Raw genomic sequence first — 20,653 nt, forward strand, 5'->3', positions numbered from 1 at the left:
TCATTTGGCGTCACGATGACTTCACAACTTTAATATTTGATGCCCCTGTTGCACCGAAGAAGCACACACTTTTTTTCAAAAGAAGCATCCTTTGCTTTACAACCTCTACAACTACAAGCTGCACAACTACGACCTGTACAACTACAACGATGGAAGTAACCCCGCACCACGTAAAAATTGCTCGGCAACTTGTTCCGCAGCTACGCCTTCTACATTTACCTTGTAGTTCATCGTTCGCATTTCGTCATCTGTAATTTTACCTGCCAGCTTATTAAGCACTTCCTCCAGTTGAGGATATTTCATAAGCGTTTCTTTACGTACTAATGGTGCGCCTTGGTAGGGTGGGAACAACGCTTGATCATCTGCCAATACGGTCAGCTTATATTGTGCAAGCTCACTATCGGTCGAGTAGGCGTCTAGCACTTGAATATCTCCAGACGCAAGTGCGCTGTAGCGTAGTTTAGGTTCCATCGTCACGATGTTTGGAAACGTAATGCCGTACCGCTTCTGGATTCCTTTATAGCCATCCTCCCGATCGGAAAACTCCAAAGTAAAGCCCGCTTTAACGTTAGCAGCGACTTGCTTCAAGTCAGATATTGCACGTAAGCCATATTGTTCTGCGATGTTTGCTGGAACAGCCAATGCGTATGTATTGTTAAATTGCATCGGCTCAAGCAGTGCCATCTGATACTTATGCAACATTCCTGTGCGTGCTTGTTCATACACATCGTTCGCATCGGTGTTGACAGCCTGTTGCTTCAAAAAAGTCGAAATTACGGTTCCTGTAAACTCGGGATACATATCAATTTCGCCTGCTTGCAGCGCGTTAAATACGAATGAAGTTTTGCCGAAGCCGGGCTTCAATTCAACGTTTAAGTCTGTCTCGTGTTCAATGAGCTGCTTATACATTTGAATCATAATTTCTGGTTCTGAGCCTAGTTTACCGGCAATTACGATATCTTTGCTCCCCGTGCTCCACGTGAGCGGGACGAGGATGACCAAGGCTACGGCTAACGCTGCGGCGGCTACAGGTTTCCATGAACGTGTGATAGACATTCGTTCGCCTAAGCGTAAGATGATATCAAACAGCAGCACGAGCAGCGCTGTTGGTATTGCGCCTAGCAAAATAAGCGCATTATCGTTGCGATCAATGCCAAGTAAAATGAGCTTGCCGAGCCCGCCCGCGCCAATTAGAGCGGCCAGTGTTGCTGTGCCGATAATGAGCACCATCGCGGTGCGAATGCCGGCCATCATCACAGGCAAAGCGAGCGGAAGCTCGACACGCAGCAGGCGCTTGCGGCTGTTCATTCCCATTGCGCGAGCGGCTTCGATGAGTGAAGGGTCAAGCTCGGCAATACCCGTATACGTATTGCGTAGGATAGGCAGCAGCGCGTACAGCACGAGTGCAATGATGGCGGGTAGCTTGCCAATGCCAACAAGCGGAATAAGCAGGCCAAGCAAGGCCAGAGACGGAATCGTCTGCATAACGGCCGATACACCGATAATACTTTCAGCCCAGCGCGGCTTGCGCGTTAACCATATTGCTAAAGGAACGGCAATGATTACAGCAAGCAGCAGCGAGATAAAGGAGATTTGAATATGCTCAATAAGCGCACTAAGCAGTTCATCCTTGCGGCTTATAAATGTGTGCCATAAGCTGTTCATGCCCCTTCACCCCGCATGTCAATTTGCTTAGCAAGATATGCGATAACACTTTGACGACTCACTACACCGATAAATTCAGCGTTGTCTTCGACCAGAATGTGATCTTCATTTGCGAGACGGCTGAAAATGAGTGCAATAGACGAGTTAGCGGCCAAGGGCTGCGTCCCGTCAATCCCGTTGATCCCGTTAATCCGGTCAGGCCCTTCGCGCATCAACTCGGCGAGTACAGCGTCGCTGTTTACTTCCTGCATGACGTCTTTGGCCGTTAGCGATTCTTGATGAATCGCGTCCAAACCATGCAGCCCCTGTGAATCACGCAATTGCTGCAAATCTCGCCACTCTCGCAATTCTCGCAAATCTTGCAATCCATCCACATTTTTTGCCCCGAGTAAGCCATGCAAGTCGCCTCCATGTTGTACCCCGATAAATTCGCGCACAAAGTCATTTGCTGGATGCGCCAGCATCGCTTGCGGAGTATCGACTTGGACGATTTCACCGTCTCGCATCAGACAAATACGATCCCCAAGAGCGAGCGCTTCTTGCATATCGTGCGTGACAAACACAATCGTCTTGCAAATACGCTGCTGCAATTGGACAATATCACGCTGTAGCTGCTCGCGGCTAATCGGATCGAGCGCGCTAAACGGCTCGTCCATTAAAATGATTTCCGGATCGGCCGCAAGTGCACGCACGACCCCAACTCGCTGCTGCTGCCCACCGGACAGCTCAGCTGGCTTCCGATCTCGGTACGTGTCCGGATCGAGACCGACCATATCGAGCAGCTCATCCACGCGCGTCCTGATCTTGCGCTTGTTCCATTTGCGCAGTTCAGGTACAACCGCAATATTTTCAGCGATAGTCATATGAGGGAACAGCGCAATTTGCTGCAACACATAGCCGATATTCCAACGCAGCTCATGCACGTTGTATGCGGAGATGCTTTTGTTATGAATATAAATAGTCCCTTCAGTCGCTTGAATCAATCCGTTAATCATTTTCATCGTCGTCGTTTTCCCGCAGCCGCTCGGCCCGATAAGTACAAAAAATTCGCCTGCTTCGATGCATACATTCAATTTGTTCACGGCCGATGTGCCGTCAGGATACGTTTTGCTCACATTTTCAAATCGAATCATGGCAACCACCTCTCTTTGCGGTTATTTTACACCTAATCATATATGTATCCTCTCCATATCATTGTCGTTTCCTGAATTTTCAAAACATAGGGCCGCAATCGTGCAAATAATTATTAGTTTAGCATAGCAAAGGTCATATTTTTCACTAGCATAACACAGCCGATCCGTACCAGATGGATTGGTCTGATAAGGAAGTTGGGAGCTCTTGTAAGCCCGCTAATAGCTTGCAGGGTTTTATTTTACGGTTTGAGCGAACAAGTGGTTTAGGATCAAAGGTGTCTGAAGCTTGCTCCAACTTTTTTTGGGGAACAGTAAAAGTCGATGTGAAATGTACTTGTAGTAATTGGTACACGAAGAACAAGTGAAAAAGAGATACATAGTGTAGTATGGGATTTTAAATACATTATTTTCTTTTTATGTTTAAAATATATACGAAATATAACAAGTTTAATAAAAATAAAAATGAAGAGCGATAAAAATTATAAAGAATTTTCAGCTCAAAATGTAGGTGAGGATCAGAAGTTAGCGGGTTTTAATGCCTTTTTACAAAGTAAGGTGCAAGAAAAGGAAGAACGATTAAAACTTCTTTTTTCCATTTATAGTATGTGTTTCTTGATAAATCAAGTTCATCTAGGATTTCAGCTGTACTCTTATTTGTTTTATATATCAAAAAAATGAGGTTGAGCATTTTTTCTGGGTGATGTTTGTGATGGAAAATGTGGGGTTTGTCTAGGTTGATATCATATGTGCGGCTACAATCCAGGCAACGATATCTTTTCTGTTTCTGTCCATTCTTTTTTGTATTTCTACTACGGCATCGTGGGCAAAGGCTGGGTTTATCTGTTCTAGGGTACTGTGAACTTAATTGCTCGTCCACTTGATTAAGAAACTGCCACGCATTTTTCCGAAGTTCTCTTAAACTTTGTTCAGAGTCACAAACTTTTAAATAACGATTTGTATCCTCATAAAAATGCATCATTTTCACCTCAACTGTTGATATGAAAAAGAACATCTTAACATTGAAAATTTAATAGCCATATTATAATTGTATAAGTTTTTTGAAGCAAGTGGGGGGATGGAAAAATAATGTAGTTGCTTGTAAAATTAACATTAACACTTTTGGAGGGAGCTTTATTGATATGGTGGAGATATTTGTCGGAAGTGCGAATACGCCAAACGCTCTTGACGATTTAAGAGAGATAGCAGAGCTTATTGAAGAAGTAGGACATGTTGTACTTCCATGGAATTCCCCAGGAGTCTTTCTTCTTGGCAATCATATGAGCGAGAGCTTGGAAAGCATCTGCAAACGGGTAGATGCCGCAATCCTTATATTCAGTGAAGATAATTACGTTATGTTCGACAACGAGTTTAGTTGGCATCCAAAGCCTAATGTTCTCTATGAATATGGTCTATTCAAAGGCCATTTGGGTGCTGATCGAACTATCATTTGTAGAAGGGGCTCGTCATCAATTCCGTCTGATTTAGATGGGGTAATCTATTGTAATTTGGATAAGAGTCACCGAGCCAAAAGAGAACTGCTCGCATGGCTTAGATTACTTAGTCCTAGAAAGTAAAGAGTGAAGTGCAGATTAAATCTCTCCAAAGAATCAGGAGGTTAATGTGAGCAAAATCCCTAACTTGCATTCATTGCGCGGCATTTCGGAATTAAAATATGTAAACGCAGATAATGTTACACGCTATCGAGCCATTATGCGCTATATCTACCAGCAGTATCAAAAATTAAATTATTGGCTTAAGCCAGAACAGATCTATGCAGGTGTTATGGACTGGGATTTACATAAAAATTACAACTTGGATCAATGTCAAATAGATCTTACGCAATTAGTGGAGTGGGGTAATCTAACCGCACAGCATGATGGGGAACGTGCGGTCACCGTCGAAGAGTATCTACGTAAAAAATTTCGTTATCTTCTCACCCCGTACTCCATTGAGATCGAACGAATGCTAGAGAGTCTGGAGTCTGTTCGTGGATATGGAGGTTCATTGGAGCCAACTCTTTTTGACACGATTGCAGATACCTTATTTAACATTAGATTTCATGCAGGTAAATATGAACCTGGTAAGGCTTTGGAATACTGGAAGACACTCTTTAACTCGTTTCAAACCTTACATGAAACATCTGTGGATTACATTGCAAGTCTTCAGACGGGATTAGTGGAAGATTTAATGGCCACAGATGCCTTTTTAATGTACAAGGAGTCAATTACTCATTATTTACAAGATTTCATTCAGGCTCTTCAGAGACGATCTTATAAAATTGAAGGTAACTTAAATGAGATAACAGCAGGGGTTCGAGAATTATTTTTAGAAGCAGTAGTCGACGATGAATGGCGAATCCCCAAACTAGAGCAACTAGTAACTAAGGACCAATACTTAGATGAACTTCAGGAAAAATGGAGTAGTTTAAACAGGTGGTTTCTTGGTGATCCAAATTCAATTAGTGATTCTGTGTTACTGGAACGTGCTACAAAAGATGCCATCGTGAAAGTAGTACGGAGTGCGGTCCGTATTCAGGAGAAGAAACGTTCTAGTATTAGCAGGAAGAAAGATCTTGATTATTTAGGAAAATGGTTTTACGAAATCCCCGATATTGATACCGCCCATAAATTATCGGCCTATGTATTTGGCCTATTTCCAGCCCGTCACCTGCAAGGTGAAGATTCGCGGGAGTCAGACAGCAAGGAAATATCGATGTGGAAAGAGTCAGCAATTTCACGAACGATACGTTCACGAAGTAGAAAAAGAAATGAGCGACAGGACACGGAGATAGCCATTGATAATAGCCCCTTAAAAGATAAATTCAGGGAACAATTCTTGGTTAAGCAGAAGAGTGAATTGGGATTTTTGATCAATATGGTTAATGCTGAGAATATTTCCATTTCGGAATTAGAACTCATAAAGGAAACAACAAGACTGCAACTACTAGGTTGGATTAGTCGCTGTAACGCTTCTTCTACTTTTTCATTTCAGACCTCTGAAGGAATTAAAATCGAGTTAAAGCATCCACCTGACAAGGAACGTGCGCTTTTACATTGTGAAGATGGCACACTTGAACTTCTGAATTACCGTTTCCATTTCGTGGTCATTAATCGTAAAGCCTGGATTGACCAAGTTGCTTGGTTCAACGAGCTGTAACCAGAGAAATTTATTTCGGAGGATACACACATGGTAAAGATTAAAGTAGGTAAGCTCAGTTCTAAGAGACAACGAATGAATCTTCCAGATCGCAATGAAATTGAGGAAAGAAAACAAATCTGTATGAGCGCTCTATTGAATCGCCCATGGATTGATAAGGAAAAAAATGCTGAGATTTATTATTGGATTAAAGATCAGTATTTTGAAATCAAAGATTGGTTTATGCGCTATACCGGCTACTCGATCGTTATGAATAGAAATTTTATTAAACTGGAGAAAGTCCCGGCGCATGCGTTCCCGTGGATGGGATTTCAAGAGTTCCGCGAACCCTTAGATTACGCCTTGTTCACATATAGTCTATGGTATCTGGAGAACAAAACAGAAGGCGAACAATTTTTGCTAACCAAGTTAGTAATTGATATTAGACAATACATGGTTGAGCAAGGAATGGACGTGAACTGGGGGAATTATTACCATCGTTTATCCATGGCCAGAGCATTAAGAAAATTGAAAAATTTGAATATCGTACGATCCGTAGATGGTGAAGAGGCGAACTGGGCTTTAAAGTATGAACATCATGATGTGTTGTATGAATGTACGTGTTATTCACGCTACATCTTAAGAAGTTTCCCTGATGAATTATCCAGTTATACCGATATGAATCAATTAAAAGAAACGATGCCCTACGGGACGGATTCTAATGAAATAGAGATGAAGAGGAGACATGAACTGTACCGCCGTTTTTTGCTAGAACCTATACTACTTAATCATCAGTGGTATGGAGATCCTTCCTATCTTCAACAAGAAGCCAGTTTCTTAATTAAAAATTTAAAAACGATGTTTGGTTGGGAAGGGAGCCGCTATAGAGAGGGGATTCTTCTGTTCGAAACGAATAGCATGTCAGAATCGGAGACCTTTCCAACACAGTTTGCTTTGTCTGACATGGCAATGCTTTTGTTAGGAGAAATTCGAAGTATGGAGTCGAACTCTGAAATAGGTATGAAAGTTGAGCTGAATGGCTTCTTACGTTTGACTAAAAATGAAATTGAACGCGCACTCATTCATTTAAAAGCACGTTTTGGAGAATTCTGGACGACCGAGCATAAAAAGATGAATTCTGCCGTTCTGGCTGAAGAAATATGCGATCATTTGACTGAATGGGGATTCGGACATTGGGAAGATCACATGTTTTTTGTATTAAATGGAGCTGGAGGAAGATGGAAAGTTCAGTATGGCTCAACAGAACAGGCTGATTAGGAGGACTTGATGTGGATCGTTGGCAAATGAACAGGGCTGGAATTCTGAATTTTTGGTATTACGATGAAGAAGAATTCCTTTTTGAGCAAGGCAGATTAATTTTACGTGGAACTAATGGATCAGGTAAATCGGTCACCATGCAAAGTTTTATTCCGCTTGTCTTGGACGGGGATAAAAGGCCGGAACGTCTTGATCCATTCGGGTCACGTGATCGGCGTCTTGAATATTATTTGTTAGGTGACACTAATCAGGGTCATACAGATAGAACGGGGTATCTCTGGCTTGAATTCTATCATCCGGAAAAGAAGTTATTTAAGACGATCGGCATTGGCGTTAGGGCTCGTCGTGGCGTACCACAGCTTGGATTTTGGGGATTTCTGCTCGATGATTCCAGAAGGGTAGGTAAAGATTTTTATTTATATGATCGAAATCTATGGCTGGAAGACGGTAAAAAGCTCCCTCTCCATCGTAAAGCTTTAGAAGAAAAAATAGCTTCAGGCGGACAAGTTGTTCAGGAGCAAAGTGTATATCGTGAAATGGTGAATAAGGCACTATTCGGATTTAGAGAGACGGAGTCCTATAAAGATTTATTAAAGCTACTATTGGAATTAAGGAGTCCCAAGTTGTCTAAAGATTTAAAACCTTCGTCGATCTATGAAATTTTAAATAAATCGCTTCCACCCCTTATGGAAGATGATTTAAGCTCACTATCGGAAGTTCTTGAAGATATGGATCAAATTACTGATCGACTGGATGAACTTCAATTACACGTACGGGAACTTTCACATCTCGAACAAATCTACAACAACTACAATCAGTTTCTACTACATCAAGCATCCAATGAAGTTGTTCAACAGTGGAAAGTTTACAATAAAAATTCAAGTCAATTAAAACGAATAGAAGAGCAATTAATAGAGATCGCAGCGGAAAAAAATATAATTGTTCAGAAATTAATTGATTGTGAACATCGTCTTGGCATTGTGGAAGTTGAGCTAGAGGTTTTAATTCAGGGCGAGGCGATGGGGAAACAAAGAGAACTGGAAATTCAAGAAGAACAATTAGCGGGGATTCATAAGCAAATCCAGTCAGTTAGTGAGAGAATTACTTCCAATCAAATTAAGTTGGAACAACTAGAGCAGGAAATTTCAAGTTTAGCTGAATTGTTAAGCCAAATTGTAAATGAACAAAACAAAACGATTAGCGAGTTGGAAGACATGGCACGAATGATCGAATTTAATGAGCACGATGTGTATCATGGAATTTGGGGAAGAGGTGTTCCTGAAGAAAATCAATGGCATAATAATTGGGTGAAAGATCTGGATGCTCATAAGAAGCGGCTGGTAGCCGCTCAACAGACTGCAAGGGAAGAAGGGGAAGCGGCAAGAGCGGCGAAAGAAATGGAAATTCAGCTAGGAGAAATCCTTCAACAACGGCACCAAGCTGAAGAAGAACAGCACGAGCAAAAGGAAAAACTGGAAACGATTAAAGAATATATTCGAGAGGAGTTAGTTGCCTGGTATCAGAGATTGCAACACTTGCCTGCGCAAGGAGAGCACCTGAGAGAGAGTCTACGTGCTCTAACACTAATAAATATTAATAATCGTCTGTATGATCCTGTACGGCAGCCAGTTGTCCAAGCCTACGAGCAGCAAAAAGAGTCATATATGCAGCAAATAGCCGTATTGAACCAAAAAAAAGAGGGTGTTCAAAATGAACATCTCAAACTGGAACAGGAACTGCATGAATGGAAAATGGCCAAGGAACCAGAGCCTCAAAGAACGGAAAGCAGAAATTTTTCTCGGCAAGAGAGAAAAGCGGGCACAGGGGCACCTTTGTATACAGTATGTGATTTTAGTGAAACTTTGAGCGAAAGTCAGCAAGCGCAACTGGAAGAAACATTATACCAGGCAGGGCTGTTGGATGCGTGGATTTTGCCTGGGGGACAAGTAGGGATATTTGAACAGCATAATAAGGAAGAAGTCTGGTTTCAAATTCAACCTTCGAGTCTAGATAAGGGGAAGACGCTCAGCTCGGTTCTCCACGCGATTCCTTCGGAAAAAAGTGGTTTATCAGTCGAAGATATCAATGGTGTGCTGAATTGTATAGGCTATAAGGAAGAGAGCGATTCATTTACAAGCTGCAGTGGAGCATTTGGAGCGTTAATCACAAAGACAGGGAATTTCAGTATTGGGCCTTTATCCGGAAAAAACAACTCAAAACGACGAGCTGAATTTATTGGAGCGGCGAATCGTTTACACACAAAGCAATTGGAAATAACCAAGCTGGAAGAAAAAATACAGCTTTTAAATGAACAGTTGGAGAACATTGACCAGCAACTTCATGTGCTATCTATTAATCAACAAAACATGGTTCTTGAAATAAATGCATTCCCCCATGATATTGAACTGCAAAATCAACTGGAATTGGTATTGAAAGCGACAATTCGGCTGGAACATTCAATGGAGCAAGAACAAAAAGTAGAGGGACGTTACAAGATAAAAGTATCAGACTGGAGAGCGGTACAGGTAAAACTAATGGAACAAACAGCGGATTGGTCTCGACTGAAAAATGAGCCACAGATCAACGAAGCAATCGAATATTGTTCCACCTATCAAGGCTATATCTCGGATTTGCATTCCCAATGGGGGCAATATCATAGTACGTTAAAAATCAAGGCTAACCAGACAAATCAATATACCAGCTTACTCATCTCAGTGGAGGATGATCAGACAGATTTAGAGGAACTGGAAATTCATAAAGTGAAACTGACAGCACAAGTCAACGTGCTTAGTGAGATCGTTAAAGCGATGGGAATTGAGGATATTCATAGACGGATCACGGACCACAAAAATGAAAAAGGATTGTTATCCATAGAAATATCTAAGTTACAGGAGCAAAAAGAACAGCAAAACATTCAACTTGGTAAAGCAGAAGGAAATCTCGAAAATTGCAATGAAAAGGTGAATGATAGCCAAGAACTACTCAATAATTCACTTGAAAAATGGAGAAAGGAAATACGTCTGGGCTTATTACCATTATCAAGAAAGTTAATTGAGCCCATTACGAATGGAGTTTCTTTAGAAGACGTAGTGACATATTGTGAGCAAGTTGCAAAAGAAGACACCAAATTTTTCGCTAATGTTACTCAAGAGCGGATAGGGCATGAGTTGACAAGGGAATTTCATAAATCAAAAGCAAATTTGCAAGAGTACGCAATTGATCTGGACTTTGGAGAGGCTAGCGCAAGCCGAGCTATCATACTCTCTAAAAGAGATCGCTTAAATCCCGTTTCTCCAACGATATTATTAAATGAGTTAACTCAACAAATGGAGGAGCATCAGATCCTGCTAACTGCCAAAGATCGCGAACTTTATGAGGAAATCATCATTGGAAGTGTGGGTAAAGCAATTCGTAGACGAATTCACCGTGCCAAAGCTTGGGTTGAACAAATGGATGAATTGATGAAGCAAAGAAATACATCGAGTGGTTTAAAGCTTTCATTAAAGTGGCTTCCTTTAAGTCGTAATAATGAAGATGAGCTAGACACTGAAACATTGGTCAGTCTATTAATGAGGGATCAACACCGGATGGATGATGAACAGATAGAACAGGTCATCACTCATTTTCGGACAAGGATCCTACAAGCAAAGCAAGATTCCCAGAGAGAAGATGGTGTGTTACGTAGCTATATCTACTCACAGTTGGATTATCGCTCCTGGTTCGAGTTCAAGCTGGAACATATTAAAGGGGATAGAACTACCTATACGGAACTATGTGATCACAAGTTTAATGTTCTTAGTGGTGGTGAGAAGGCCATGGCGATGTATATCCCTCTATTTGCAGCTACGTACTCAAGGTATAGCGAGGCAAATTTAGATGCACCCAAAATAATTTCGTTAGATGAAGCATTTGCGGGTGTAGACGATGCTAATATGCGAGACATGTTTCATTTACTGACTGATATGGGTTTCGATTATATCATGACATCACAAGTATTATGGGGCTGTTACGATACCGTGCCGAGTCTGGCCATCTATGAGATTTATAGGCCCAAAGATACAGATTTCGTTACTTTGTTCCATTACCGCTGGGATGGAGAAAGTAAAGTATTAGTCAATTAGAGGTGAAATATGGAACTCTTGAATCGTAAAACAGCTCAGGGATATTACTCAGACCATTTACTTGAAAATTTGCTGTTTGCAGTGTTTAACAAATACAAGGGACAAAATGGTGTAAGGGGAAACGCTCGTTTTATAGTACAAACACAGGCTGAGGCTGAAAGGTTGCAGGACTATTTTGGAAATCGTGTTAAGCAATTGATTGTTCCAGGGGCAGAAGTTGAAGTACATTTGACGATTTTTGCTGAAGAATTAGAGCAGGGATATGGATTATCAATTCCCGAATTATATGAAGTGTTATATAGCAAGCAATTGCTCACAAAACGTGAACAAAAAAACTTGAAATTAACGGGTTGGTCCGATCTTTTCGTTCAAGTTGAGCAAGGTTTTATTAATAAATTCAAACTTTCTACAACAGATCTTGAAGAGTTTACTCACAAGACATTTAACTGGTTCTATAGATTGAAGAATGCAGAATCTAAAGGTTACGGGGTATTAAGAAATGTTTTTGATAAAGGTGCTAGTGCGTACTCCGATCTGCTTATTTGTTTAAGTGCCTTATGGCATCTACTTATGAGAAAAGAGGAAATGCTTAAAGAAAAGGGTATATCTACTGGGAAAATAAGATTACCTTACTTTGCAGAACATGTTACGAAGGATTCACATGCCTTTGATAAAAAAAACGCAGTAGGAAGATTAGTGTGGCATGCTCTTTATGACATACATATCCAGAGATTAAAGCTGAATGGAGTCGGGAAAAACGATATAACAGTCGTTCCCAATTATTTGTTTGAGCGTCAAATTTATAGGAACTTTGATGTTAGGGATGATGATCTAAGTTCTATTTCGCACGTTTTCGTCCCCCATCTGATAAACGGTACATCTCCTCGTACCTTAAATTTGCGAGAGATTGAGGAAATTGAACAGCTTCCAAAGTATTCTTCAATATATATTATTGAGAATCCATCTACGATATCTCATCTCGTAGATGAAACTATTAACTATCTCAACACAAATAGACTTTCTCTACAGCAACTTCCGTTAGATTTTCCAGTCCTTCTTTGTACCATTGGGCAATCAAGAACGGCTTCGAAAGTTTTTATCGAAAAATGCCTTGCTTCAAATCCGGATTGCATTATTTACTACTCCGGCGATCTTGATTTCCCAGGTATACAAATGTTATACGGAATGAGAAATCAATTCTCAGCACAATTTTATGCCTGGCGAATGGATCCTTTTATATACCGTAAGTATGTTACTCCAAAAAGTAAACCTTTATCAGACGAGGAATTGAAATTCCTTGAAAAAAGTGAAGGTCGTTTGGAAAAAGAGATGGTACAGATTGGAGCCAAAGTTTATCAGGAATCGTTTGGTAAAGAGTTGACAGAAGATTGGATTAAGGTCATACGTGAAGTGATTTAATTGATTCTACAGCTATTGGCATCGAGGGACTAAAGCAAACATCCAATACAGTGAGTGGTACACTACAAAATCAGTCGCTAAACAGAGCTTTAACGGGCTCATCAAGAGGAAGCGAAGTCACTTACCCGATATCCTAGCGGTCTTTGTAATCTCAAAAGGCTAGGTAAACCAATACTGTTAAATAACATGTGCGCATATTTCAATAAGAGGTTAGTCGCAGAGTTTAGAAGCATTTGAAAAGCGAGTCGAGTCGGTAGTGTAGGCTCGGCTTTTTTGTTTTAATTTGCTGGAAACCTCACATCCTCCCTTTTCCCAACAATTACAATGAAAAACGGGTGTCACCACGCTTCAATATCGCTTTTTAATAACCGATATATGTGTTAATGCTCTCGTCGTTTTTTACGATTTCATCACCTGAAATTTAAACACAAAAAAAGCGGGAAAAGCGATATCAATTGCATGTAGAAGCTGAAGGAGACAAACACAACATGTTAGACAAACTTACACAATCTTTTAAACGTTCGTTAGCCAAAAAGACGCTCACTTTGCTGTTAGTGTTTGTATTAGTACCAACGCTAGCCCTTACGTTTACGCTAACGAACATTGCCGCAGAGCACTCCAAATCGCTGCTGCTGGACGAAGTGTCGCAGGCGACGACAATCATTACAGGCACACTAGACCAAGCGTATAATGATTATGCCCATACGTTGGATGGTATCGTAGCGAGTATGACGGCGGATCGCATCAATCCAACTTTTTTGAACAATCGTGTGAGAGATGTGGCGCGGGATACGAATCAACTGTTGGCGGTTTTTGTTTCTTATGAGAACCAATACGCGGAAAGTACAGGACAAGTAAAGCAAGGGTTTGATCCCAAGTCACGTTACTGGTATAAAGAAGCGGTCAAACATAAAGGGAAAACGGTCATCTCAACACCGTATAAGGACTCGGTCACGGGAAAGACGGTCATTACGTTCTCGAAAACGTTGAACGGCGGCAAAGGGGTAGCCGGAATCGACGTTACAATTGACAACTTAAATGAAATGATTAAGACCGTAAAGGTAGGGAAAACAGGGTATATTACCTTGCTTGACAAGGAAAATACAGTGCTTTCCCACCCAAGAATAAAGCCAGGTACGAAGCTGACAGACGCAAAGTACGAGCCATTTTTGAAGCAGCAGAGTGGCAATTTACCGCTCGAAGTTAACGGGAGTGAAGCGTACGTCAGCTTTGATAAGAATAACAAGTTGCAGTTGAACATCGTATCCGTGCTGCAATGGTCTGAGATTATCGAGATGGCGAACACGTTATTTATGACAGCACTTGGCTTCATCGCATTGTTGATCGTGTTGATTGGCGTATTTTGCTGGTCATTTTTCAGACAAGTTATTAAACCGATATCTCATTTAAAAGTAAAAACGGATCGCATTGCCGCAGGAGATTTGTCTGTCCATAATGAAGAGCATGTAGGCCGAGCAAGAACGGATGAAATTGGCCAATTGCAAGTGAACTTCAATCAGATGTCGGTATCGTTGGCTCAAATGCTGAAGCAAATTAGCGACGCTTCTGAAACGATAGCAGCTTCATCTGAAGAGCTATCCGCGAATTCGGAGCAAAATGTAAGCACGATTCAGCAGGTTGCTGCCTCGATTGAAGAAGCTTCTGCTAAATCAGGCGAGACGAATGAGCGCTTGGAGCAGGTCAAGCATATGGCGACCTATTCAGGCACAGAGCTGCATCAAGTAGCGCAGCTAGTTACAGGAGCTTCGGCGGCTTCCACGGAAATCAATTTGTGGGCGGCCGACGGCGAGCAGGCATTGAAAAAGGCTGGCACGCAAATGGAAACGATTATGACGCAAACGTCGCAAGCGAAGCTGGAAACGGAGTCTTTGAACGATGAAGCCCAGCAAATTAACGGCATGGTCGTCTTTATTCGCGAGGTAGCCGCACAGACGCAGCTACTAGCACTGAATGCAGCGATTGAAGCTGCACATGCTGGCGAGCACGGCAGAGGGTTTGCTGTCGTAGCAGGTGAAATCCGTAAGCTTGCCGAGCAAACAGTTGGTGCCGCGGCTAAAATTACGGGCATTGTCGCGCAAATTCAGCAACGTTCGCAAGCTGTAGCATTAACGATGCAGAGCAATGTAGACGCCGTCACAACAGGCCATCAATTAACGACTGAAGTGACGAGTATGTTGGCGAACGTCTTTGGGGCGATTGAGGAAATGAACAGCCAATTGAAGCATGTGGCTGGTGTTAGTGACCGCCTGTCACAGTCGAATCGGTCGATGCTTGATTCTTTTGAGACAGCAAGCCAATTGACGAATGAGACTGCACAGGAAGTCGAAATGGTTGCTGCTGCAAGTGAAGAGCAGAGCGCATCGATGCAGGAAATTGCTGCGTCAGCTAATCATCTTGCAAGCATCGCGGACGAGATGCGCAGGCTGACAGCAGGCTTCAAACTTTAAATTAAAAAAGCCGGAAGCACTAGGGTGTGCGGGATAACAATCCCACCACGGCTAGTACTTCCGGCTTTTTTTTAGTTATTTCGCCGCAGTCCGTTTGCTCTGCCACAACTTGTAGCCAGCATACAAGAGCAGGCCACCGACGACAACAATCGCTGCCGGTGTCATATACTGCTTCGCTAAAGGTCCGACTTCTTTCCATTTGGGACCCAGTTTAAAGCCCAAATAGACGTACAAAGTCGTTACCGGAAGCATGGCGCAGAACGTATAGATGCAGAACTTAGAGACGCTCATTTTAGCCATTCCACACGGAATGGAAACAGCGGTACGCACTCCTGGGATGAAACGTCCAAAGAAGGCTACTCCAGCACCGTATTTTTCAAAAAAATGATCTGCTTTATTAATTTCCTTCTCACGGACGAGAAAGTACTTCCCATACTTCAAAATAACGGGACGACCACCGTAGCGACCTAATGCATATAAAGTCAGCGGGCCGAGCACGCCACCGATGTTACCGGCGAGTACAGCGAGCCAAAACTTCATATCACCTTCGTATACCCAGTAACCTACTAATGGCAGAACCAATTCGGCAGGTACAAATTCGAACGTAAGCGAAAGTATGACTCCAAAGTAAGATAACTGCTTAAACCACATAATAAAATCTAATAGCAACTGTTCCATAAAGATCCGGCACCTCTAGTAAATACCCAATTAAGGGATAGTAGATTGAACACTAATATAATATATAGGTTTTTAAGCATGATTACAAATTCATATTCAAATGAGAATAACTCTCATTGATTATTTTGTATGCTTGAGCCTGCAATTTGTTTGTTGGCAAGGTGGCCCATAGCATTGACAATCGTCTTATCTCTTCATATCAATCGTGACCAGTAACAGATGATGGATCGGTTCACACCTCATACGGTGTTAACCCGATTGACCGTTTCTCCATAGTTAAAAAGCACCGCTTCAGACCATAGGGAAGGGGTAGAAACCCTATCGGTCAGATGCGGTGCCATATCATGAATTGCCATTGCAATAGGAGTAAAGCGAATTACTTAAACATAGATAAATATTCAGAAATATCGACGCCAAGTCCTTGCGCAAGTCGTGTGCCGTATTCATGATCGGCACGGAAGAAGTTGCAAATGGCAAGCATTTTTGTTTTCTCATGCACATGCTGTAAATCATTTACCAGATTGTCGATTAAATGATCACGTTCTTCAGCTGAATAAGAACGGTAGCGTTCGCCAGCCTGAGCAAAGTCATTCGGTTTCTCAATACGACGACGCGTAGTGGGAGCATGAATGGATGCTTCGCTGTCGCGATAGTGGGGAGCCTCTTTCGGCTCTTGCTCATATCGGTTTGGTTCATAATTAATCGTAGATGGTTGTTGCTTCGTTTGCATCAATCCATCACGCTGATTGTTGCGTACCGGAGCGTACGGGCAATTAATTGGAATTTGCACATAGTTAGCACCAAGGCGATGACGCTGTGTATCTGGGTAAGAGAACAAACGGCCTTGCAGCAATTTATCTTCCGACGGCTCTACACCTGGAACGAGTACACTAGGTGAGAATGCCGATTGTTCCACTTCAGCGAAATAGTTATCCGGATTTCGATTGAGCGTCATCGTACCGATTTTGTGATACGGGAACTGTGCTTCGGGCCAAACTTTTGTCGGATCGAGTGGATCGAAGTCTAACGTATCAAACGTTTCTGGCGCCATCATCTGCACTTCCAGATCCCACTTTGGAAATTGTCCTTGTTGAATACGGTCAAACAAATCACGTGTCGCATGACTAAAATCTTTTCCTTGTATTTCACTTGCTTCAGCAGCGCTCAAATTGCGCACGCCTTGCTGTGGATTCCAGCGATATTTGACGTAAGTCACTTTTCCTGCTGCATTAATCCATTTAAAGGAGTGAACACTGAATCCTTCCATCTCGCGATAATTGGCCGGAATTCCATAATCAGAGAACAACCAAGTCAGCATATGCGTCGATTCTGGTGTTAATGTCATGAAATCCCAGTATCGATCTGGGGTTTGGATGTTTGTGTCAGGAGCTGGTTTTAATGAATGGACCATATCAGGAAACTTCATAGCATCGCGGATGAAAAAGACAGGCAAATGGTTGCCTACAATATCGTAGTTGCCCTCTTCGGTATACAGTTTTACAGAAAATCCTCGTGGATCACGGGCTGTTTCAGGTGAACCGGATGAATGTATAACCGTTGAAAAACGAACGAATAGCGGCGTTTCTTTGCCTACTTCTTGCAAAAATGCTGCCTTCGTAAATGGTTTCATACTGTTCTCAACCACGAACACCCCGTGAGCGCCAGCACCCCTAGCATGCACGACACGCTCTGGAATACGCTCGCGATCAAAATGGGCCAATTTTTCAAGCAAATGATAATCCTCAAGTAAAGTGGGGCCGTTCTGGCCAGCAGTGCGCGAATGCTGGTTGTCACCAACAGGAGCGCCTTGATTTGTCGTTAACACTGGTCTCTCATTCATTCTTATCTCTCCTTATATATGAATCTATTAAACTTAGACTAAATCTAAATTTGCTGTTAACAGAATCATATCATCGCAGTATTTAATGATCATGAAGACAACATGAAGTGATGATGAAGGTTTAATGAAGATGAGTTTCGACACTTATAACAATTAGGCTGTTTTCTCGCTAAATATCATCCGCAATCCGATAACCAACACCGCGCACGGTTGAGATATAGCGCGGCTTTTTTGAATCGTCACCTAGCTTTTGACGCAAGCTTTTGACATGCACGTCTACGATGTTGCTGCCTCCAAAATAGTGCTCGCCCCAGATCTGATCCATAATTTCCTGGCGGGAAAGGGTCGAGCCGTCGGCTGCCAGCAACACTTTAAGCAAATCAAATTCGGTTCTCGTCAATTCAATCCGAACTTGTTCTTTCATCACCACAAAACGGCGATAATCAATCACCAAGTCTTTAAATGTAGCTTGACCTTGGTCCATACGTTTAGCATCTGACATCCCGTTTTGCTCTATGATGCGCTCAACTTGCGACCAGACCGTCTGGACCCTTTTAGGCCATGTGATGCCAAATACAGCATCCTCGGCCAGCAAACGCTCGCCACACTGCCGTCCATCTTGCGCCGGAACGAGATAACAGATTGGGATGCTCGCGTCAATCGTATTGCGATATTGGCCTAATGCGGCTATATCGAACGGCTGATCAATAATTAAAGCATCTAATTGAAGCTTAGCCAGCACATGTTGGCTAAATTTATGAAATACAAGCACATCGCAGCATTGAGCACTTAATTCGCCTACAAGCTCATGCAAAGAGGAGGGATGCGGACTAATGATGACGATTCGGTGAGTAGACACACACACCTCACCTGCTCCTTCAAGGGCATCGATTTCCGGCTGATTATCTCCTTGTGCAATCTTATTCATCACAGGTTCGTATCTTTCGTTGCATTTTGGCATTGGGGGCACACTCCTTTAAATACAACATGCTCCATCTCAATGTCATAGCCCGTTTCATTTGCTACAGTAGCTACCCAATCGGTAGGGACGACCGTATACACTTCGTCAACTTTACCGCATAAGCGGCAAATAACGTGCTGATGATCTTCAACATGCCCGTCGTAACGGCTAGCATCGCCTTCTAATTGTAGTTCGCGAATCATGCCTGCCTCCGTTAAATATCGTAAAGAATTGTATACCGTACCGTAAGCAAAGCTATAGCCTCCCTGTTTAAGTCGCTCCATAATATCAGCAGCTGTTGGGTGGTCTTTCGCTTGTTTGACTATTTCATAAATGACTTTACGTTGCGTTGTCAGCAAGCCTTTTCTAGTCATTTTAATTCCCCCATACTCATTATCAATTTATACTCAGTATAAGATTATAATAATTCTAAGTCAATACTTATAATAAGTTAAAAATTGTGCATAAATTGAATGGTGGTTTTTGGAAGTGGGGATATGATAAAATACATATGTGCATCAAAAAAAGACAACAAAAAGGAGGTAGCAACGATTAGATCATCTTTTTAGGTTGAGGTATGTTGGTGTGCGTAGTCGCAATTTGACTGCGTTTTATTGGGCTTGCGAATTATGTACATTGGTCGATCCAGCCTTGTCATAGCCCCGTTCGTCAGTATTGTGCTTTGCATTGCTGCAATGATCATTCCTAGTTATTAATGATATCGAATGGTTAAGCAGCTGCGGATTGAAGAGTCACCGTATCCGTTCTCTGGTATGCTGCTCGCTGTGACTCGTTTTTTAATGCATAGAACCGTTCCCCTTACACTTACGTATACACATATGAGGCTATTTGATTGATGCCTGCTTGCGCTTAACGTTTCATATTGTTGTCTGTTGGGACATCCTTCAATAGAAACAACATGTATAGCTAAGAGATGGAGGCTGCGATTAACCTAAGATATAAATCTTTAAATCAGTTGAATATGCTTATGTAAAAGAGGAGATAAACATGCAGAAGCAAACAGTCATAGTCGCTCATTATGATGCATTTACAACGGTTCCTCATCGTGGGAATCCTGCTGGGGTTGTGCTTAATGCTGATGCTTTTACCGTAGATCAGATGCAGAACATTGCCCGGGAAATGGGTTTTAATGAAACGAATTTCGCTTTGAAATCAGATGTAGCGGACGTTCGTCTTCGTTATTTTACGCCTGGCGGCGAAATGAATTTGTGTGGTCACGGTACGATGGCTACATTATACGCACTACGCACGCATGGTATGTTGAATGATACAGCAGAAGATTTGACGATCGAAACAAAGGCAGGCATTTTGCCGATAAAAATGAGATGGGTTGACGGTCAGTGGTTAATCACAATGCAGCAAGCCGCACCGCAATTTATGCCGTTCAATGGTTCTGTTCAAGAGCTGGCAGCATCTATGGGAATTAACGAAGACGATTTGGATATCAATTTACCAATTGTGTATGGCAGTACAGGGAATTGGACGTTATTGGTTCCGATTCGTACGAGAGAAGCATTTACTCGTATGAATCCGCGAAATGAGGAATTTCCAGCCATTTTACATGAGATTCCGACTAGCTCTGTACACCCATTTTGCTTAGAGACCGCAGATGAGGCGGCTGATATGCATGCACGTCATTTTTCATCTCCGCACTCCGGCACGGTGGAAGATCCAGTGACTGGAACGGCCTCGGGTGTGATGGGGGCGTATTGGATGAATTTCATGACTCCAGATGCTAAGGAAGTCAATCTCACAGTGGAGCAAGGTTTGGAAATGGGACGAGACGGCAAAGTTAATGTGTATGTCGTGCGAGACGAAGAAGGTATGCGCGTCGAGATCAGTGGCACCGCGGTATTTGTTGAAGAAGTAGAAATTGAAATGGTAGTTAACAACTCTGCTTCCTCTGACTAATCAAGAGCGGGGGTTCATGTAAG

Annotated in this window: 13 protein-coding genes and 1 pseudogene; 7 read left to right on the forward strand and 7 right to left on the reverse strand. The window is 42.3% G+C overall.

Going from position 1 to position 20,653, the window contains the following annotated elements; genetic code table 11:
- Nucleotides 1–141: 141 nt before the first annotated feature.
- The 3 genes and pseudogenes from KIK04_RS19265 to KIK04_RS19275 form a co-directional block, all read right to left on the reverse strand.
- Nucleotides 142–1,665: an ABC transporter permease/substrate-binding protein gene (locus tag KIK04_RS19265; protein ID WP_232275207.1), complete on the reverse strand. Its 1,524-nt coding sequence runs from the start codon at nt 1,663–1,665 to the stop codon at nt 142–144.
- 418 nt (nt 1,666–2,083) lie between these two features.
- Nucleotides 2,084–2,798: pseudogene (locus KIK04_RS24335) on the reverse strand (ABC transporter ATP-binding protein); the annotation flags it as partial.
- Nucleotides 2,799–3,330: 532 nt separating this feature from the next.
- Nucleotides 3,331–3,777 (reverse strand): transposase-like zinc-binding domain-containing protein, encoded by a 447-nt coding sequence (locus tag KIK04_RS19275; RefSeq protein ID WP_442951183.1) that lies wholly within the window; start codon nt 3,775–3,777, stop codon nt 3,331–3,333.
- A gap of 88 nt (nt 3,778–3,865) precedes the next feature.
- Here KIK04_RS19275 and KIK04_RS19280 point away from each other — a divergent pair, with 88 nt between their 5' ends.
- From KIK04_RS19280 to KIK04_RS19305, 6 genes are all read left to right on the forward strand, one after another.
- On the forward strand, nt 3,866–4,372 hold the full coding sequence (locus KIK04_RS19280; protein WP_232278818.1) for a nucleotide-binding protein: 507 nt from the start codon (nt 3,866–3,868) through the stop codon (nt 4,370–4,372).
- Between the two features lie 46 nt (nt 4,373–4,418).
- Nucleotides 4,419–5,954, forward strand: coding sequence for a TIGR02677 family protein (locus tag KIK04_RS19285; RefSeq protein ID WP_232275209.1), 1,536 nt, complete (start codon nt 4,419–4,421; stop codon nt 5,952–5,954).
- 30 nt (nt 5,955–5,984) lie between these two features.
- The gene (locus KIK04_RS19290; RefSeq protein WP_232275210.1) at nt 5,985–7,211 is read left to right on the forward strand and encodes a TIGR02678 family protein; all 1,227 of its coding nucleotides are present in this window, start codon (nt 5,985–5,987) and stop codon (nt 7,209–7,211) included.
- 11 nt (nt 7,212–7,222) lie between these two features.
- A complete protein-coding gene (locus KIK04_RS19295) occupies nt 7,223–11,332 on the forward strand; it encodes a TIGR02680 family protein (RefSeq protein WP_232275211.1) in 4,110 nt (1,369 codons plus the stop codon).
- A gap of 9 nt (nt 11,333–11,341) precedes the next feature.
- Entirely contained in the window at nt 11,342–12,751 is a 1,410-nt protein-coding gene (locus tag KIK04_RS19300) for a TIGR02679 domain-containing protein (RefSeq protein ID WP_232275212.1), read from the forward strand.
- 488 nt (nt 12,752–13,239) lie between these two features.
- Nucleotides 13,240–15,219 (forward strand): methyl-accepting chemotaxis protein, encoded by a 1,980-nt coding sequence (locus KIK04_RS19305; RefSeq protein WP_232275213.1) that lies wholly within the window; start codon nt 13,240–13,242, stop codon nt 15,217–15,219.
- Nucleotides 15,220–15,294: 75 nt separating this feature from the next.
- On the opposite strand, the gene KIK04_RS19310 is transcribed toward KIK04_RS19305, so the two are convergent.
- From KIK04_RS19310 to KIK04_RS19325, 4 genes are all read right to left on the reverse strand, one after another.
- On the reverse strand, nt 15,295–15,897 hold the full coding sequence (locus KIK04_RS19310) for a DedA family protein (protein WP_232275214.1): 603 nt from the start codon (nt 15,895–15,897) through the stop codon (nt 15,295–15,297).
- A gap of 376 nt (nt 15,898–16,273) precedes the next feature.
- Complete coding sequence (locus KIK04_RS19315) at nt 16,274–17,737, reverse strand: catalase (RefSeq protein ID WP_232275215.1); 1,464 nt, start codon at nt 17,735–17,737, stop codon at nt 16,274–16,276.
- A gap of 169 nt (nt 17,738–17,906) precedes the next feature.
- Nucleotides 17,907–18,698, reverse strand: coding sequence for a winged helix-turn-helix domain-containing protein (locus KIK04_RS19320; protein WP_232275216.1), 792 nt, complete (start codon nt 18,696–18,698; stop codon nt 17,907–17,909).
- Entirely contained in the window at nt 18,665–19,072 is a 408-nt protein-coding gene (locus KIK04_RS19325) for a Fur family transcriptional regulator (protein WP_232275217.1), read from the reverse strand. The genes KIK04_RS19320 and KIK04_RS19325 overlap by 34 nt, the downstream gene beginning before the upstream one ends.
- 634 nt (nt 19,073–19,706) lie before the next feature.
- On the opposite strand from KIK04_RS19325, the gene KIK04_RS19330 reads away from it, so the two are divergent.
- On the forward strand, nt 19,707–20,630 hold the full coding sequence (locus tag KIK04_RS19330) for a PhzF family phenazine biosynthesis protein (RefSeq protein ID WP_232275218.1): 924 nt from the start codon (nt 19,707–19,709) through the stop codon (nt 20,628–20,630).
- Nucleotides 20,631–20,653 lie beyond the last annotated feature (23 nt).

Origin of the sequence: Paenibacillus sp. 481 (genome assembly GCF_021223605.1) — a bacterium.
Lineage (GTDB): Bacteria > Bacillota > Bacilli > Paenibacillales > Paenibacillaceae > Paenibacillus_B.